We start from the raw sequence: 16,155 nt of genomic DNA on the forward strand, positions 1-16,155 counted from the left end.
GTACACATTGTTGACTATACAGCCTTTTTTATCAGAACATACTACAACGCTTCAGACAGTTTCCTTTCGGGAAGGATGGCGAGCCTTAACAGCATGCCCCTCTTTGAACTGAAACTTTCCACGTGATCCAGTGGGGGTCATTCTTCCCTATTACCTAGATTAGAAAGTAAGAATGTGTTAATTCGTATTAAAAAATATTGTATGTAAAAAACGAGAAAGCAATGAATAGCCTTCTCGTTTTCATCTCGTTAGCTATACTGTTCAATCACTTCTTGAAGCATGGATCGTACATTCGATAGATCGCTTGAGTTAATTGTAAGTTTGACGATCGTTTCATCCATGTCCAAAGCTTCTGCTAAAAATCCTCCAAAACCACGTGCGCGTCGATCGATTTCTAAAATGACTTCTACTTGTTCTTCAGACAATTGAAACATAACTACTTCCAATTCATCTAGCTTTCCTCGGAATGGACCTTGAACTGGATAGAATTCAAATTCTTGAATAAAAGGAAGTCTTTTTCTTAATCGATATGGCGCCTCTTCGTTTTCAACTTGACGCAACTTAAAGCCTAGTTCATCAATTGCTTGAAAAATCGAAGTGGCAACGTTTGTCGGGATTACCTCAATGTAATCACGGTCAGCTGGGTCAACTGCTCCCTTTATATCAAGGCCAGTGTGAATCCATACGCGTGATGCTCCTTTAGTAATCGGAGTATCTAATGGTAATTGAAAAGTAAACGGAATTTCTTTCTTTTCGTTCGCTGTAATAACAAACGGTTCATTTAGTTTTACTTTTGTAATTTCAGCTTGCTTCGTATGTTTTTGGTCATCAATTTCTTTTACATATGTGGCAAAGACAGTTAAATAAATCTCATCAATCTTTTGCTCGACATTTCCTCCGACAACTTCAACAATCCCTTCCACTACCTCACCAGCACGGTACGAGTTTTTGGAAAGCTTGGTATCGACTTTTGCCGCTCCAATTCCGATACTTGCAAAAATTTTATTAAAGAATGACATGTTGTTTTCCTCCCAGTACATTTATTTGAATATCTTGTATGAGTTCCTCTGCTGATTGATATGCTTGATCTATCATTAATAATTTTCGAATCACCCGTTTAGCCTCTTCAGAAAGAGGTAATTCATCCTCCCAGCTTTTCTCTATTCCTTTTGGCTCAAAAGAAGAATAAAGTAAAAAGAGCACAAAATGACCTAGTGCATAAAAATCACTTTCTATTTTGACTTCACGCATTAATTGCTTTTCGATTGGAAAGTTTTCTACTCGCTGATCGTCATCATGAAGGTTTCGAGCAAGTCCAAAGTCAATGACAAAAATTTCTCCTTCATGAATTAATAGGTTGGGTATGCGTAAATCACGGTGAACAATTCCTTTTTCATGTACATATTTTACAATAGATGAAGCCTTCATTAAATATTGAAACGCTTCTGTTTCGGAATATTTCTGTTTGTTTTCAAAAATTTCTTGTTCAAATGTACGACCTTCTTTAAATTCCATGACAATAAAATAGTTTCTTTTCCATTTAAAATCTTCAATATACTTCGGAATCGCACTGTGATTTAAAGTTAATAATATATTTTTTTCATATCGAAACGATTGAAGGCCCTTTCCATTTTTCAGTGCTCGTTTTCGCAATTGCTTCAGTACGACTTTTTCCCTAGTAAGCTCGTTTTCTGCTAAATACGTAATTCCATAACTCCCCATCCCGAGCATTTGAATGATTTTGTAGTTACGAACGACTGAGTTGGGTCGGTGTGTTTTCTCAAACAATTGAATCATCATTAACTTGAATAAAAGCTTGAGAAAAATCCGCTTGATTTATGCTTTCGTTTATAAAAATGATGACCATAATGTTTCGGATGGCGGGAGCGATAAGGATCATAACTACTTGAATGATATTTTTTATAATGGTGACTATAAAGCTTTTGTTTCACAATCGATTTCAGTAGTTTTTTAATCAAATGAACCCTCTCCTTTTAAATGTCTCACCTTTTATACGGACGTCATAACAAAAGGTTTCACTAACTTTTAATTGAATTATATACGGACATAGTCTTTTAAGATTTTATAACATTGTTCAAACATCCAACAATCTGTTTTTCGTATAAATGATTTCTGGGCAGTCGCCTTCACTTTTCTACAAGTCTGCTCGGCATGTGCCTGTGGAATCTTGTCCATCCCTCTGCATCTCACCGATATCATACAAAGGGTAAAAAGAATTCTCCACAATGTATGAAGCAACAATCCTTTAGAAGCGAACCAGAACAAAAAACAGATGAAGAGAACAAGTGAGAAACTCTTCATCTGCTTTATTTAAAGGGTATTAATCCCTTTCTCCTATTTCTTAACGCATTAATTTTCATCCACATCCAATTCTTCTTCGATAACACATTTTTCAATTAGAAAATCAAACGCAATATCAGCTAGCTCATACACTTCATCTTCTGATGGTAGGAACCCTCGATTAACTAACTCTTGGTAAAAAAATTCAGCTAGCTCCTCCGTATCAATCACTAATTCAATTTCCCTCAAGCGATCGCCCCCTTTGATATTGTTTTATGTTTCTTTTTTCTTTTGTATGTCTATGAATGCATAATCGTTTTTTTCCCTTCATAGAATGGAGATAAATGGACAAGCAGTTTAGAGGAGGAAAAGAGATGAATTGGAGAAAACAAGCAATGCCTGTACGGACTGAAGAAATATATCGAGATGAGAAAGGTGAATCGTCTATAATTCAAATACTCGACAGTGAAATAGTTGACTCATTTATGGAAAAAGTCAACTTGTATTTATGGAAAGGCATTGTATTTTTTTGTATCCCATATTTCTTGTATTTAATCATTCGTGTATTTGCGTAAATGCCCTAAAATAAAATCCATAATTTCTTTATATTCATCGTTTCCAAACCACTGATACAACAAATGATAATCATTGTAAATATCTAATAAAGAATCTATAAATTGTTTTTCAGTATAAGTAAATGTTTTCGATGACAATTCTTGCTCGGGTTGAGGCAAATACGCTACCACTGGTTGTTCCTTCGATTCTTCATCATTCATTAAATGATTTAAATGGACATGGTAAATATATTTTTCCGCATCATGCTGACGTAATATTATGGTTATTTCCTCTTCGGATACTTCCATCCACTCACCATCACGAACGCGGACTAATTCATATCGGACTTCTTCCCATGCGTCCTCTTTGTACCGCCATAATTCTGTCCGAACGCCGATGATTTTAAACATATCTTGACCATATCCACTCACTTGGACGAGATCACCTATTCCAAAATCGTATTCGATTTCGATAATTTCAGATTCATACACATTTCCTTCGTATTCTGATAAAGGTACAAGCGTCGCTTCAAAATATAATATGTCGCTATGATTTACTTCATATAAATAGTCTTCATTCATACGATGAATATTTGTTACGGTTCCGACTGTACCGTAAATTGTCATCACGACAATGTCTCCAACACTGTATTTCGGCTGCTTTTTTCTACCCATACCCATCTCCCCTTTGTCGTGAACTTACGGTTAACACATTATATGCAAAAAACCTTTACATGAGATAGGTAGACAACGAAAAAGGAAAAATGATTCACCTAATTACACAAGGACAACTCCTCACTCAAGTTCATAATCCTCCCAATGAAGAAAAATCCCCTGTTCAATATTGTTCATCCACACAAAGGAAAAAGCCAAAGAATGGAACTTCCCACCTTTGGCTTTTCCCTATGACTCTTTTCTTAAAAAATGTTGCTTTCATTGTGTATTAAATACAGTTTTAAGAATCGTTTTTACGCTGACTTGACTCGCGAATGCAGAAGAAAGGGAGAGACCCCACAGGCGCATGCCGAGGGGGATCTACTTCCTCCCCGCGGAAAGCAAGTGTCCATAGCGCAATGGTAAAAATTCATCTAAAATATGACTGAAAAAGCAAAATTCTATACGAAAACAGCCTTTCTTATTTTTCTTGTTCTGCAAGATAAAGTTCCCATGCGTGATCAAACACAGACATGGAGGGTAAATACTCTCCGTTTAACTCTAGATAGGAACTTAATTCTTCATAGTTCATAGACATCTTTGGAAAACTGTGATCTTCATATGCATCGTTTGCAAATTGACTAATCTCATCCTTCGGTTTTGGGTGCCGATATTTCATTAAAAAATGATAAAATGACTTCAACTTTTTCACCTTCGTTCCGCTCAATCATGATTCGAATCCTTTATAGTTTCCCATTATAGCGAGAAGAACGACAGATGAAAAGCATCATCATTGCGTAAAGTCAAAATAATTTCGTTTTAATAAGCGCTCCATTTGCATGAGCTGTTGATAGGATACCGATTTTGATAACTGAGTTCGGTCGATTAGAAAAAGTTGGTCTTCAATTTCTTTAATCGTTTCATCAGATTGGTATTGAATTCCGCAGTTCATGCACGTAAAGCATGGTGTAGCTGTTATTTCAATAGCCCTCGTTCCATCTGGTAATTCCCAATAAACGGTATTGATATCCTCCTTCACCGCTTCCTCTTCACACCATTCACACCTCATTAAGAAACATCCTCACTTTCATTTTTCTCCATCTTTTTCATTTGTGCTTGATACTTCTTCTCTTTTAACTCATCTCTTTTATCTCGTTTGTTTTTTAATGTTTCATGAGTTGGATTGGTTTGATAATCTTTTCTCCGATTAAATCGATTTAATCCTTCCGGAACTAAGTTAAACTTCGTTTCTTCATATAGTGCACTAATTCCGACATTTGAACGTTTAGACTCGACATTTGGATAGATTTTCTTGAAATATTCATCCGCGGTTCCAGGTTGGTATTGCTCTGGTTCTGGATAAGAAGTAATAACCCCCTCAAAGTTCCGTAGTACCACTTTCTCAGAACTTTGAGAAATAATGTAATTCGGTTGTACGGCAATTTTTCCTCCACCACCAGGTGCATCGACAACAAAGGTTGGAACGGCGTAACCTGACGTATGTCCTCGAAGGCCTTCAATTATCTCTAAACCTTTTGAAATAGGTGCGCGGAAGTGACCAATCCCTTCTGATAAATCACATTGATAAATATAGTAAGGGCGTACACGAATTTTAACGAGGTCATGCATTAGCTTTTTCATAATCGGTACGCTGTCATTAATTCCGGCCAATATTACCGCTTGATTTCCTAAAGGTACACCTGCATCCGCCAGCATTTCACACGCTTTTTTTGATTCTTCCGTAATTTCTATTGACGTATTAAAATGTGTATTTAACCAAACTGGATGATATTTCTTTAATATTGAGCACAAGTTCTCAGTGATTCGTTGTGGAAACACAACTGGTGCTCGAGTGCCAATTCGAATAATTTCAACGTGATCAATCTCTCTTAAACTTTTCAAAATGTATTCTAAAATCTGGTCATTAATTAATAGCCCATCTCCACCTGAAATTAATACATCACGGACTTCTTCCGTTTGTCTAATATATTCGATGGCTCTGTCTAGTTGCTTTTTCGGAACCCCCATTCCTATCTGTCCCGAAAACCTCCTCCGCGTACAATAACGACAATACATCGAGCATTGGTTTGTAACAAGAAATAATACTCGGTCTGGGTATCGGTGAGTAAGACCTGGAACAGGTGAATCTTCATCTTCGTGTAACGGGTCTTCTAAGTCGTATTTCGTTTTGTGAATTTCTTTACCAACTGGCACAGACTGCATTCGAATTGGACACCGTGGGTCATCCGGATCCATTAACGAGGCGTAATACGGTGTTATATTTAGCGGAATGGTTTTCGTGGAAATTTTGACTCCTTCTTCCTCTTCAGGCGTTAAATTAATGACTTTTTTTAAATCATCAAGCGTTCGAATCGTATTCGTTAATTGCCAAATCCAATCATTCCACTGTTCTTCCGTTACATCTTTCCAAAGTTCAATGTCTTTCCAATGCCTTTTTGGCTCATATAAATCCATTTTCATCTTTTTTCATCCCCCTGGCACACTTTTTTTATATATAATGCAAAAAGCATGCCATCCGGTGACACTCTGTTTTTAAGGAAAAAGAATGTTGATTGTGCCGAAAAATTAGCAATCCCCCTATTACTCTGACAAATTTTTGGCACTTAGTTCATATCGTTTCATCTTATACTGGAGCGTCTGGCGAGGAATCTTTAAATACTTTGCTGCTTTCTGTACATTCCCTTCGTATATACGAAGGGCCTCTTGAATCATTTCAATTTCATATCGTTCGAGTTCTTGTCGTAAGGATAGTGGCTTTTTATTTTTTTCTTTCTCAGTATGCCGTAAATAGTCTGGTAAGTGATGAATGGTAATGACTGAATCATCAACCATCGTCATAGCAAATTCAATAACATGTTTTAACTCCCGTATGTTACCCGGCCATTGATGTTCGGTTAATCGTTTGATGACCTCTTCAGAAAGCACCTGTACCTCTTTGTTTAATTTAGAATTAAACTTTTCGATGAAATAGTGACACAGTAGCGGGATATCCTTTTTTCGATCACGCAACGGAGGAATATGAAATGAAAAGACGTTAAGGCGATAAAACAAATCCTCCCGTAAACTCCCTTCCCCAACAGCGGTAAATGGGTCTTTATTCATCGCTACAACGATTCTGACATCAACTTTTAATGACCGGTTTGCTCCGATTCTTCTTACGTGACCATCTTCTATGACGCGCAAAAGTTTAGCCTGTAATGATAATGGCATCGATTGAAGTTCATCTAAAAAAAGTGTACCTCCATTAGCTAGTTCAAACAAACCCGGCCGATCGACCGCACCGGTATAGCTTCCTTTCGTCGTACCAAATAAAATACTTTCAAGGAGAGATTCCGGAAGAGCTGCGCAATTTTGAGCGATAAAGGGGCTATGTTCACGATTTGATTCTGCATGAATGGATTGAACAAACAACTCTTTTCCCACACCTGTTTCCCCATAAACGAGAACCGATGCATCTGACTTCGCCACTTTTTTAGCCTTTTTCTTAAGTTGAGTTAATATCTCATCTTCAGTTAATATATCTTCGAAATGGAACTTTGTTTGTTCCAACGTTGCTTTCGTTGATAATTGTTTTCTTTGAAGGTCCACTAGTTTTTCAGATAGTGACTTTAAGGTGGTATAATCTTTTGCTATTTCGACAGCACCAATTAATTCGTCATCCACCATTATAGGTAGCGTCGTGTTGACCGTTTCTATCTTCTCCCCCTTTACATTGACATATGTTTGAGGCATTTGGTAAATCGGTTTTTTCGTTTCAATCACCTTCAATAATGTACTCGTTTCCTCTGTAAGCGAAGGAAATACTTGAAGAATATGACGATGAATTACTTCCTCACGCTTCATTCCATCGTGCATTTCAGCTATACGGTTATAAAAGATTGTATTTCCATTCGCATCAACAGCATGAATTCCTTCATCAATCGTATCCAAAATTTCAAAAAATAGTTTCTCAGATTTGACGATTTGTTTCATAAATAAAACCCCTTTAGAATATGGCTGTTTTTATATGCATTGTTGCTTTTTGGTCGTAATATGTTTAATGACTTGTAGGAAAAGGGCAGCGTCTCTATAGCGTCGTACAAAGGAGCCTCTTCTCAACTGATTGAAAAGATAGTCCGAATACTACGAACAAATATCAACTTATCGCCAGTACGCTAGACTCTAAGTGTCATAACGAGTCAGACCATCCCCACGTAAAACGGTCTCCGTTTGTCATTGTATTACCAAAACCAACAACCTATCAGAGAAGCTCCTTATAAATCAACATTTACTCTGTTTCTTATTTGCCTATGAACCGATTGTTTAAATACTTAAATTTTTGCACCATACATTCATATTTTCGATTGACTTTCCGATGTAACAGTTGTTTACGAGTCTACCGCGGTATTGATAGTTTAATTGATGGAGAACAGCGTTCATGCCAAATGATTCTGCTCGCGCAATCGAATATGCACAAAAAATCCGTTCATTCCGCAATTCTTCTTCCAGTAAACGGATAATGTTGTTCATTAATTTATGTTTTCGAAATGATGGTTCAGTTGCACAATCCGTAATCTCAGCGTTAAAATACGTCCTGTTTATTTCAGCAGACGCAGCGCTAATGATTTGCCTATTGTGCTCAGCTATATAATAAATCGTTCCATTTTTCATCGTCTTGACAATGTAAGCCGGATCAAATAGAGGTGTCGGATACACCGAGAACGTATGTTGGTACAATCGGCTTAATTCTTTTGCGTCATTCATGTCCGCTTTCCGAAAAGTAATAGAGGGTTCATTATTTTTTGTTCGGTTCACTTTTTGTTTCGCATAAATCGATGCAATCATCTCATCTTGGTCTATTTCTTTGTCTGTTTGCTTCCGTGAATCATCTAAATATCGGCACATGAAATACATGTCATCTCCATTAAAATAATTATCAATGATACTCTCTATCCGAAAAAAATGCTGCAATAAGACAGGTATGTCTTTTTTTCTAGCCTTCACAATAAGTTTGGTTATTTTAAAACCGTCCAAATACGTTAATACGTCGGAAACAAGACGCTCGACATTCCCACGATAGTCATCGATCCGACACCGTTCATTATAATGATCAATTAATACTTTTGATTCGTAATCTTGAGATTGAAACGTTTTCATCTTTTGATATGTTTGTTTCATATTTTCCCTACCTTTCACATTCACACCAATCCATTAACAAACTAGTAATAATCTTTGTCGTTTTGACTACTTTTTCAATGTCGATTGATTCATTTGGGTAGTGGGCAAGCTCGGTTTGACCCGGTCCAAAAACAATCGTTGGAATATTGCCAATATGGGAAAGAATCCCACCGTCTGTTCCCCACGGTGATGCTTCTACAATTGGATTTTGTTCTAATACGTCAATAAAAGAACGTTTTAACGCTTGGAAGAATGGATGATCCATGGAAAGCTCATTTGGTAACCATCTCGCTCCAAACCATTCAATATGAACGGGATTTTTGTAAAACCAATCGTCTTTTTCCTTGATGTTCTTCAAGAATTGTTCAAACTCTCGTTGAACGTCTTCTTTTTTCTCATTCGGCGCAATACCAATTCTTCCTTCTAGAAAAACAATATCCGGAACAGATGAAGGCCAATTTCCCCCTTGTATTTTCCCGATATTAATAGGGACTGGAATCGGCACGTCTTTATACAGTGGATCATTGATTCGTTCATTTCTTACTTTTTCTAATTGGTGGATATGTGAAAGGACTGCCATCGCTTTTTCAATAGCACTAACACCTTCATAACGTGTACCTCCATGTGCCGAACGCCCCTTTATGGAAAGACGGAACCACATGGAACCTTGTTGTTTTACAAATATTTTCATGTCCGTCGGCTCCGGAATAAGTGCTGCATCAGCCTTGTATCCTTTTAAAGTGGCGGCCAATGTACCGGCTCCACCACATTCCTCATCTACAACGCTTTGAAAAATGACATCTCCTTTAAGTTTTACTTGATTCGCCTTTAACGCTTCCATTGCAAATAATAAGGCAACATTTCCACCCTTCATATCAGTAGCCCCTCGACCATATAATTTTCCATCAAGGACATAACCTAAGTATGGATCTTGCTCCCACTGTTTTAATTCCCCTTCAGGTACAACATCAATATGACCGTTTAAAATAATCGATTTCCCACCACCACTCCCCTTCATCACAGCCACTAAATTTGGACTTTCTTTAAATGACGTTCTTGTAGAAACAAATTCGGGGTGGGCTTTCAGTTCTTGAATATCTGGCTCCCAAAGATCAATAACAAGTCCAAGTTCACGACACTTCTCTAACACAACAGCTTGTGCACTCGCTTCTTCTTGATAAACACTTTTTTCTTGGACCGTCTTTCGCAAAAAAGAAACAATTCTTTTTTCATTTTCGTCAATCCATTGATAGATCCGATCTTTTTCCATGTAAATCCCCCTTTTACTCGATGTGAACCAATTTTACCTTTTCAGATACGGCTAAATTGATTGGAAGAAGCGCGTTGACAATTTCAGAAATTGAATATGGATAGAAAACTTCCGTCAAAACGAGTCGATTTTCCTTTCGTTCAAACACCGCTCTCTCTGTAATGATCATGTCAACGCATTTTTCAGCAGTTAATGGTAACGTGCATTTCGGAACAATTTTGCTTTCACCATTTTTATTGGCAAAATTCATAACAACAATTAATTTTCTCGCTTTTTGTGCCAAATCCATCGCTCCACCTATTCCAGGCACGCGTTTTCCCGGAACAATCCAATTGGCTAGATCACCTTGCTCACTCACTTGCAACGATCCAATAATAGAAAGATCTATTTTTCCTCTTCGAATGATGGCAAATGCCATGCTACTATCAAAATAAGAGCCTCCGTCTTGTATCGTTACAGGAATTCCTGCCGCATCACAAAGGTACGCATCTTCCTCCCCACTTTTAGGGTATGGTCCGATACCTAACAATCCATTTTCAGCATGAATCATGACGTGGCGATCCTTTGGGATGTAGTTCGGGATAAGAGAAGGTATTCCAATCCCTAGATTTACAATCATGCCATGTTGTATTTCCTTCGCTGCTCGTTTAGCCATCCGGTTCCTTATTTCGTTTCCCATGCCCACTTCCAATCTACCCCCTCACTTTGCACGATATAATCTACAAATACACCGGGTATGATAATTTCTTCTGGATTTAGTTCACCCATTTCAACAAGTTCTTCTACTTCGACGATGGTTGTTTTTGCCGCCATCGCCATCATAGGGTTCATATTCCGTGCTGTCTTTTCAAAAGTGAGATTTCCAAATGGATCTGCCTTTTTAGCTAAAATGAGGGCAACATCTGCTTCTAGAGGTGTTTCGAGTAAAAAATTCTTACCGTTTAGGTCTATGACTTGTTTTTCCTTTTGAACAATTTCGTTATTGACTCCAATATCTACTAAGATTCCACCTAGGCCTACTCCTTGGGCACGAATCCTTTCAGCAAGCGTTCCTTGTGGTGAAAATTCAACTTCAAGCTCCCCAGACTCCATCATTTGACCTGCTACTGGATTTGACCCAATGTGAGACGTAATAATTTTTCGAATTAATCGTTGACACACTAACTTTCCAACACCAATATCAGGAAAAGCTGTGTCATTACAAATGACCGTTAGTGGTCCAATTTGATTGGACAATATCTCGTCCAGTAAAGTCGGTGGATTACCAACTCCTCCAAAGCCTCCAATCATCACAGTCGAGTGTGGTTTAACCCATTCTTTTACGATTTCTTTTTGAACAACTTTACCAAATGACATCGCGATTCCTCCTTTAGGACGGAATGATTTCGACAATTTGTAGTTCTCGTTCGATATCTGATAACGTATCGTCTAACCGCTCCAACAATTGGTCAATCTCTTTTTCATTGATGGTAAGTGGTGGAGAAATAATGATGGCATCTCCACAATCTCCCTCAATTCCCGTCTGTGAAGGATAAATGAGGAGTCCCTTTTCTTGTGCACGTTTTACAATTAAGGAGGTCAAATTTAATTCTTTTCGAAAAGGAATTTTATATAAAGAATCGGACACAAATTCGATACCGTAAAACAATCCGATTCCCCTAACATCACCAATCATTGTATGCTTGTTTTTTAGGTTATAAAGTCCTTTTTCAAGAGTTGGCCCGACTTTCTTAACATTTGAGAGAAGCTCATGTTTTTCAATGTATTCTAAAACTGAGAGTGCAATCGCTGTTGATTGTGGATTGGCACTATATGTGTGACCACTCATAATGAAACCACTTCCCGTTATAATTGGAAACATCACTTTCGCGTTTACGAGTGTTGCTGCGATTGGCGTGTAACCTGCTCCTAACCCTTTTCCAGTAGCAATAATATCCGGCTGAACAAGCCAATGCTCAAGAGCAAAACGTTTTCCCGTCCGTCCAATTCCAGTCATTACTTCGTCGGCAATGAATAAGATTTCATGACGATCGCAAATTTCTCGAATCTTTTGGTAATAACCTTTCGGCGGAATAATGACACCACCTGCCGCGCCAACAATGGGTTCAGCGATAAAAGCCGCTATATGGTCTTTTCCAATTCGTTTAACGACTCGTTCTAGTTCTGTCGCGCACATGTACTGACAATCGGGGTATTGTTTATCAAAAGGACATCGATAGCAGTATGGAGGAGATACAGCAGGATTTGCTTCTAAGAGTGGGGCGAAACGAAATCTTCGTTCGGTATGTCCTGATAATGAAAGGGAACCCATTGTTATCCCGTGATAGCTCATAAATCGGGAAATTACATGAGTTTTTGTCGGTTTTCCGACTTCTTGCCAATATTGAATAGCTATTTTCATCGCTGTTTCGGTTGCCTCAGATCCACTGTTGACAAAAAATGTCCAGGGAAAATGGCCATTGGTCCAATCATTTAGTTTTTCAGCAAGCTTTTCTGCCGGTTCATTCGTAAACTGAGAGCGATAAACAAATGAGACTTTTTCTGCTTGCTTTTTCATTGTATCGATTATTTCTTTAACTCCATGGCCAATGATACACGTTACAGCACCTGAGGAGCCATCTAAGTATTGCTTTCCTTCCACGTCGTATAAGTAAATTCCACGACCATATGAAACGATTGGATAATCTACATTTAATAAAGGCTTTATTAAGTGGGAATGCGTCATTTTATCCACCCTCTTTTTCCACCAATCTATTACGTACCTTTTCTATATAACTATTGCAAAACCCTTTTGTTCATACATCCGTATCCGAGTAGATGTATGACTATTTTTCTATTTGGATGTTTTTGTAAATATTGATTCTTCTTGGTCATGAAAAGATAATAATCATGAAGGGATAACTGGTGCGAAACGACGGTTTTTCCTATGAGATATTCGAAATGAGTAAAGTTATAAACAAATAAAGAGGCGTGAGCCTCAAAAAGTCATTTTTCATGACCTCTTGACTCAGCCTCCTCCTTTTAAACAGATTCATTCATCACCGATTCTTTTTTAGAAAAATCTATTGTAAACCCTAAATCTTTTAACATTTCATGGTCTTTCGTGCTTTCCTGACCTTCTGTCGTTAAATAATCTCCTACAAATATGGAATTTGCCGCATATAATCCTAATGGCTGTAAAGAACGAAGATTAACTTCTCGACCACCTGAAATTCGAATCTCTTTCGACGGATTTACAAATCGAAATAGCGCTAGTACCTTTAAGCAATAGCGGGGATCTAATTCTTTCGTTCCTTGTAATGGAGTACCGTCGATAGCATGTAGAAAGTTAACAGGAATTGAGTCTGCATCTAATTCCTTCAAGCTAAATGCCATATCGACAACATCTTCTCTTGACTCCTTCATTCCCACAATGACACCCGAACACGGTGAAATTCCTACTCGTTTTACTTTTTCAATCGTATGAATTCGGTCGTCATATGTGTGAGTAGTTGTAATGTTTTCGTGATGTTTTCGAGAAGTATTTACGTTATGGTTGTATCGATCCACTCCCGCTTCTTTTAATTTCTCTGCTTGACCCTCTTTTAAAATTCCCAAACAAGCACAAACTTTCAACCCGTATTCGTGCTTAATCTCTCTTACGGCGTCGACTACATGATCAACTTCTTTATCACTAGGTCCCCGTCCACTTGCAACAATACAATATGTCCCCACGTTTAATTCAGCAGCACGCTTAGCCCCTTCTATAATGCTATTTTTATCTAGCATTTTGTATTTTGGGATCGGTGCAGAAGAGATGGAAGATTGTGAGCAATAACCACAATCTTCTGGACAGAGCCCCGATTTCGTATTCATAATCATATTTAATTTCACATCACGACCGTAATAAGCTTTTCGAATTTGATACGCTCCGTGTAAAAGCAATAATAAGTCATCGTCACTTGATTGAATTATTTCTAGCGCTTCATCTCTCGATACTTCGTACCCTTCTATCACTTTATTTGCAAGCTCAACCCATTTTACTCCCATTTTTTCACTCCCCTTATGTACCTTTCACATTAATGGTAAAAAGAGGATGACTTTATGTCAACATATTTTTATTTTAAGTTGACATATTTTAATTGATATTTTTTCAATTGGTTGTTTTCGAATACTTTGCTGCCTTACAACCATTTTTAATTTCAATACATAACATTTCAGACACTTACTTTAAGCGGAGAGACCTGTCTTGTTTCGCCTCCATTTTTCTACATACCTCCCCAGCACGCGTCTCTTCTGCCTCTTCCTCCCCTCTACATTCTGCAAGAGTTAACAGTTTGAAAATCACTTGAACTTGTATTCAGTTCGTACTGAAAGCACCAGCTTTTATAAAAGAGCTTAATAAGAAAAACGCAAAGCGCAAGTCCTTAGGCGAAGGGCGCTTTAGGACCTGCGAGGATGCTTCCGTCGCCACAGCAGGGCCGAAGCTACCCTAGCTGATTGCGCTTTGCGCTAGACACCAAAAAAAACAGTAAAGAGAATACTTTAACACTTTATTGAACTTAAACTTTCTGTAACAACTAAAAAACGCTTGGAATATTCCAAGCGCTTTCCTATATATCCTTTTATTTATACAGTCAACTTCTCTTTTACATTTAATTTCCTTTTAACAATGTCTCTTGCAATCCATACTCCACATGCACCAGCTTGTGCTAAACCACGAGTAATTCCAGCCCCATCCCCTGCAGCATACAGTCCTTTAATTTCCGTTTCAAATGTGTTGGAAAGCTTTGGACGTGCTGAATAAAATTTCGCTTCCACGCCGTAAAATAAAGTATGTTCTGACGCTAATCCAGGCGTTACCTTATCCAAGGCTTCTGTCATCTCAATCAAGCTTTTCATTGTGTTGTAAGGAAGAACAAGACCTAAGTCACCAGGGACTGCCTCTTTTAACGTTGGTTCTAAAAATCCTTCTTTTATTCGCTTTTCAGTTGAACGTCTTCCTTTCAAAATATCACCAAATTTCTGAACGATGATACCGCCATTGGATAGTTTATTCGCTAAACTTGATACTTCGTGAGCATACTCATTCGGTTGATCGAAAGGCTCAGAAAACTTATGAGACACGAGTAAAGCAAAGTTCGTATTTGAACTACCTAGGTTCGGGTCTTTGTACGCATGCCCATTTGCAAGCATCGTTCCCGAATGATTTTCCACCACGACATGACCTGATGGATTACTACAAAACGTTCGGACGGTTGTTCCGACAGACGTATTATATATAAATTTCCCCTCGTACAGATGATGATTGATTTCTTCCATTACAAGGTTGGATGTTTCAACACGAACGCCAACATCTACTTGATTATTAATCATGCGAATTTTACGTTTCTTTAAGATGGATGTGAGCCATGTCGAACCGTCACGCCCGGGGGCAACGATAACATGATTAGCATATATACGTTCGCCGTTTGCTAGTTCGATTCCCTCTATAATCAATTCTTCATCCACTTTATTCGTTAAGACATCCTTTACTTCCGCTTTGAATTGCATGTCTATTTTCGTACGTAAGTATTCATATATATTTTTTAAGATTTCAAGGTTTTGTTCTGTTCCTAAATGTCTAACTTGGGCACGTAATAATTTTAATCCAGCAGCATACGCTTTTCGTTCAATCGCCTTTACTTCTTCGGTTAATGGATCGGTGATGCTTGTGGTGGCACCATGCTCTAGATTAATAGAATCGACATAGCGAATTAATTCAACAACTTGGCTATCGGATAAGTAATCCGTCATCCATCCACCAAATTCGCTTGTAATATTAAACTTTCCATCCGAATAAGCACCCGCTCCTCCGAAACCATTCGTAATTGAACAAGCTGGAAGGCAACCTGCAAAACTTTTCCTACCCGCTGGAGGTGGGCATTTTTCAATTTTTTTCTGTAAGATCGGACAATTTCGTTTATATATGTCATGTCCCTTGTCAATTAAAAGTACATTTCCCCCGCTTAATTTTCGAGTCAATTCATAAGATGCAAAAATCCCAGCAGGTCCTGCTCCTACTACGATTACATCATAATGTTTCTTCACACAAATCCCCCTAACGTATGCTTTTTCGCAAACCCATTGGTAAATATAACAAGAAACAGATGGTTCGTCAACTAATTTACGAACATTTTTATACCAATCTTATATTATGTTCGGTTTTGCAACAGACCC

17 protein-coding genes are annotated in these 16,155 nt (G+C 38.0%); 1 reads left to right on the top strand and 16 read right to left on the bottom strand.

Going from position 1 to position 16,155, the window contains the following annotated elements:
* Positions 1 to 248: 248 nt before the first annotated feature.
* From ML543_RS00260 to ML543_RS00275, 4 genes are all read right to left on the bottom strand, one after another.
* Positions 249 to 1,019, bottom strand: a complete 771-nt coding sequence (locus ML543_RS00260) for a sporulation protein (protein ID WP_243385126.1) — start codon at positions 1,017 to 1,019, stop codon at positions 249 to 251.
* Positions 1,006 to 1,788 carry a serine/threonine protein kinase gene (locus tag ML543_RS00265; protein ID WP_243385127.1) on the bottom strand — a complete coding sequence of 261 codons (783 nt, stop codon included), beginning with the start codon at positions 1,786 to 1,788 and terminating at the stop codon, positions 1,006 to 1,008. Before ML543_RS00265 ends, ML543_RS00260 begins: the two co-directional genes overlap by 14 nt.
* Before the next feature lie 11 nt (positions 1,789 to 1,799).
* The gene (locus tag ML543_RS00270; RefSeq protein WP_243385128.1) at positions 1,800 to 1,979 is read right to left on the bottom strand and encodes a hypothetical protein; all 180 of its coding nucleotides are present in this window, start codon (positions 1,977 to 1,979) and stop codon (positions 1,800 to 1,802) included.
* A gap of 391 nt (positions 1,980 to 2,370) precedes the next feature.
* Positions 2,371 to 2,550, bottom strand: coding sequence for a YozD family protein (locus tag ML543_RS00275; protein WP_243385129.1), 180 nt, complete (start codon positions 2,548 to 2,550; stop codon positions 2,371 to 2,373).
* 125 nt (positions 2,551 to 2,675) lie between these two features.
* Between ML543_RS00275 and ML543_RS00280 the strand changes: the two genes are divergently transcribed.
* Positions 2,676 to 2,876, top strand: coding sequence for a hypothetical protein (locus ML543_RS00280; protein ID WP_243385131.1), 201 nt, complete (start codon positions 2,676 to 2,678; stop codon positions 2,874 to 2,876).
* On the opposite strand, the gene ML543_RS00285 is transcribed toward ML543_RS00280, so the two are convergent.
* The 12 genes from ML543_RS00285 to ML543_RS00340 all read right to left on the bottom strand — a co-directional run bounded on the left by ML543_RS00285 (position 2,853) and on the right by ML543_RS00340 (position 16,026).
* Positions 2,853 to 3,530: a hypothetical protein gene (locus ML543_RS00285; protein ID WP_243385132.1), complete on the bottom strand. Its 678-nt coding sequence runs from the start codon at positions 3,528 to 3,530 to the stop codon at positions 2,853 to 2,855. The two genes, ML543_RS00280 and ML543_RS00285, sit on opposite strands and share 24 nt — an antisense overlap.
* Positions 3,531 to 3,990: 460 nt before the next feature.
* Positions 3,991 to 4,212, bottom strand: a complete 222-nt coding sequence (locus ML543_RS00290) for a YozE family protein (RefSeq protein ID WP_243385133.1) — start codon at positions 4,210 to 4,212, stop codon at positions 3,991 to 3,993.
* A gap of 87 nt (positions 4,213 to 4,299) precedes the next feature.
* Positions 4,300 to 4,578, bottom strand: a complete 279-nt coding sequence (locus tag ML543_RS00295; protein WP_243385134.1) for a YokU family protein — start codon at positions 4,576 to 4,578, stop codon at positions 4,300 to 4,302.
* Positions 4,578 to 5,990, bottom strand: a complete 1,413-nt coding sequence (gene kamA / locus ML543_RS00300; RefSeq protein WP_243385135.1) for a lysine 2,3-aminomutase — start codon at positions 5,988 to 5,990, stop codon at positions 4,578 to 4,580. Before kamA ends, ML543_RS00295 begins: the two co-directional genes overlap by 1 nt.
* Positions 5,991 to 6,110: 120 nt before the next feature.
* Positions 6,111 to 7,502, bottom strand: coding sequence for a sigma-54 interaction domain-containing protein (locus tag ML543_RS00305; protein ID WP_243385136.1), 1,392 nt, complete (start codon positions 7,500 to 7,502; stop codon positions 6,111 to 6,113).
* A gap of 330 nt (positions 7,503 to 7,832) precedes the next feature.
* Positions 7,833 to 8,687: a putative beta-lysine N-acetyltransferase gene (gene ablB / locus ML543_RS00310; protein WP_243385137.1), complete on the bottom strand. Its 855-nt coding sequence runs from the start codon at positions 8,685 to 8,687 to the stop codon at positions 7,833 to 7,835.
* A 7-nt stretch (positions 8,688 to 8,694) separates the two neighbouring features.
* Positions 8,695 to 9,957 carry a peptidase gene (locus tag ML543_RS00315; protein ID WP_243385138.1) on the bottom strand — a complete coding sequence of 421 codons (1,263 nt, stop codon included), beginning with the start codon at positions 9,955 to 9,957 and terminating at the stop codon, positions 8,695 to 8,697.
* A 13-nt stretch (positions 9,958 to 9,970) separates the two neighbouring features.
* Complete coding sequence (locus ML543_RS00320; RefSeq protein ID WP_243385139.1) at positions 9,971 to 10,642, bottom strand: 3-oxoacid CoA-transferase subunit B; 672 nt, start codon at positions 10,640 to 10,642, stop codon at positions 9,971 to 9,973.
* A complete protein-coding gene (locus tag ML543_RS00325; RefSeq protein WP_472924418.1) occupies positions 10,621 to 11,319 on the bottom strand; it encodes a CoA transferase subunit A in 699 nt (232 codons plus the stop codon). The genes ML543_RS00320 and ML543_RS00325 overlap by 22 nt, the downstream gene beginning before the upstream one ends.
* A 7-nt stretch (positions 11,320 to 11,326) precedes the next feature.
* The gene (locus ML543_RS00330) at positions 11,327 to 12,682 is read right to left on the bottom strand and encodes an aspartate aminotransferase family protein (protein ID WP_243385889.1); all 1,356 of its coding nucleotides are present in this window, start codon (positions 12,680 to 12,682) and stop codon (positions 11,327 to 11,329) included.
* A 296-nt stretch (positions 12,683 to 12,978) separates the two neighbouring features.
* Positions 12,979 to 13,986 carry a biotin synthase BioB gene (bioB, locus tag ML543_RS00335; protein ID WP_243385141.1) on the bottom strand — a complete coding sequence of 336 codons (1,008 nt, stop codon included), beginning with the start codon at positions 13,984 to 13,986 and terminating at the stop codon, positions 12,979 to 12,981.
* Between the two features lie 579 nt (positions 13,987 to 14,565).
* On the bottom strand, positions 14,566 to 16,026 hold the full coding sequence (locus tag ML543_RS00340; RefSeq protein WP_243385142.1) for an NAD(P)/FAD-dependent oxidoreductase: 1,461 nt from the start codon (positions 16,024 to 16,026) through the stop codon (positions 14,566 to 14,568).
* Positions 16,027 to 16,155: the final 129 nt, after the last annotated feature.

The sequence above is a fragment of the Bacillus kexueae genome (assembly GCF_022809095.1).
Taxonomy (GTDB): domain Bacteria; phylum Bacillota; class Bacilli; order Bacillales; family Aeribacillaceae; genus Bacillus_BZ; species Bacillus_BZ kexueae.

Excerpts from the sequence above, each read along its gene's own strand:
- ML543_RS00330 (WP_243385889.1), bottom strand. The coding sequence starts at position 12,682 with ATGACGCATTCCCACTTAATAAAGCCTTTATTAAATGTAGATTATCCA.
- ML543_RS00305 (WP_243385136.1), bottom strand. The coding sequence starts at position 7,502 with ATGAAACAAATCGTCAAATCTGAGAAACTATTTTTTGAAATTTTGGAT.
- bioB (WP_243385141.1), bottom strand. The coding sequence starts at position 13,986 with ATGGGAGTAAAATGGGTTGAGCTTGCAAATAAAGTGATAGAAGGGTAC.
- ML543_RS00285 (WP_243385132.1), bottom strand. The coding sequence starts at position 3,530 with ATGGGTAGAAAAAAGCAGCCGAAATACAGTGTTGGAGACATTGTCGTG.
- ML543_RS00260 (WP_243385126.1), bottom strand. The coding sequence starts at position 1,019 with ATGTCATTCTTTAATAAAATTTTTGCAAGTATCGGAATTGGAGCGGCA.
- ML543_RS00315 (WP_243385138.1), bottom strand. The coding sequence starts at position 9,957 with ATGGAAAAAGATCGGATCTATCAATGGATTGACGAAAATGAAAAAAGA.
- ML543_RS00295 (WP_243385134.1), bottom strand. The coding sequence starts at position 4,578 with ATGAGGTGTGAATGGTGTGAAGAGGAAGCGGTGAAGGAGGATATCAAT.
- kamA (WP_243385135.1), bottom strand. The coding sequence starts at position 5,990 with ATGAAAATGGATTTATATGAGCCAAAAAGGCATTGGAAAGACATTGAA.
- ablB (WP_243385137.1), bottom strand. The coding sequence starts at position 8,687 with ATGAAACAAACATATCAAAAGATGAAAACGTTTCAATCTCAAGATTAC.
- ML543_RS00280 (WP_243385131.1), top strand. The coding sequence starts at position 2,676 with ATGAATTGGAGAAAACAAGCAATGCCTGTACGGACTGAAGAAATATAT.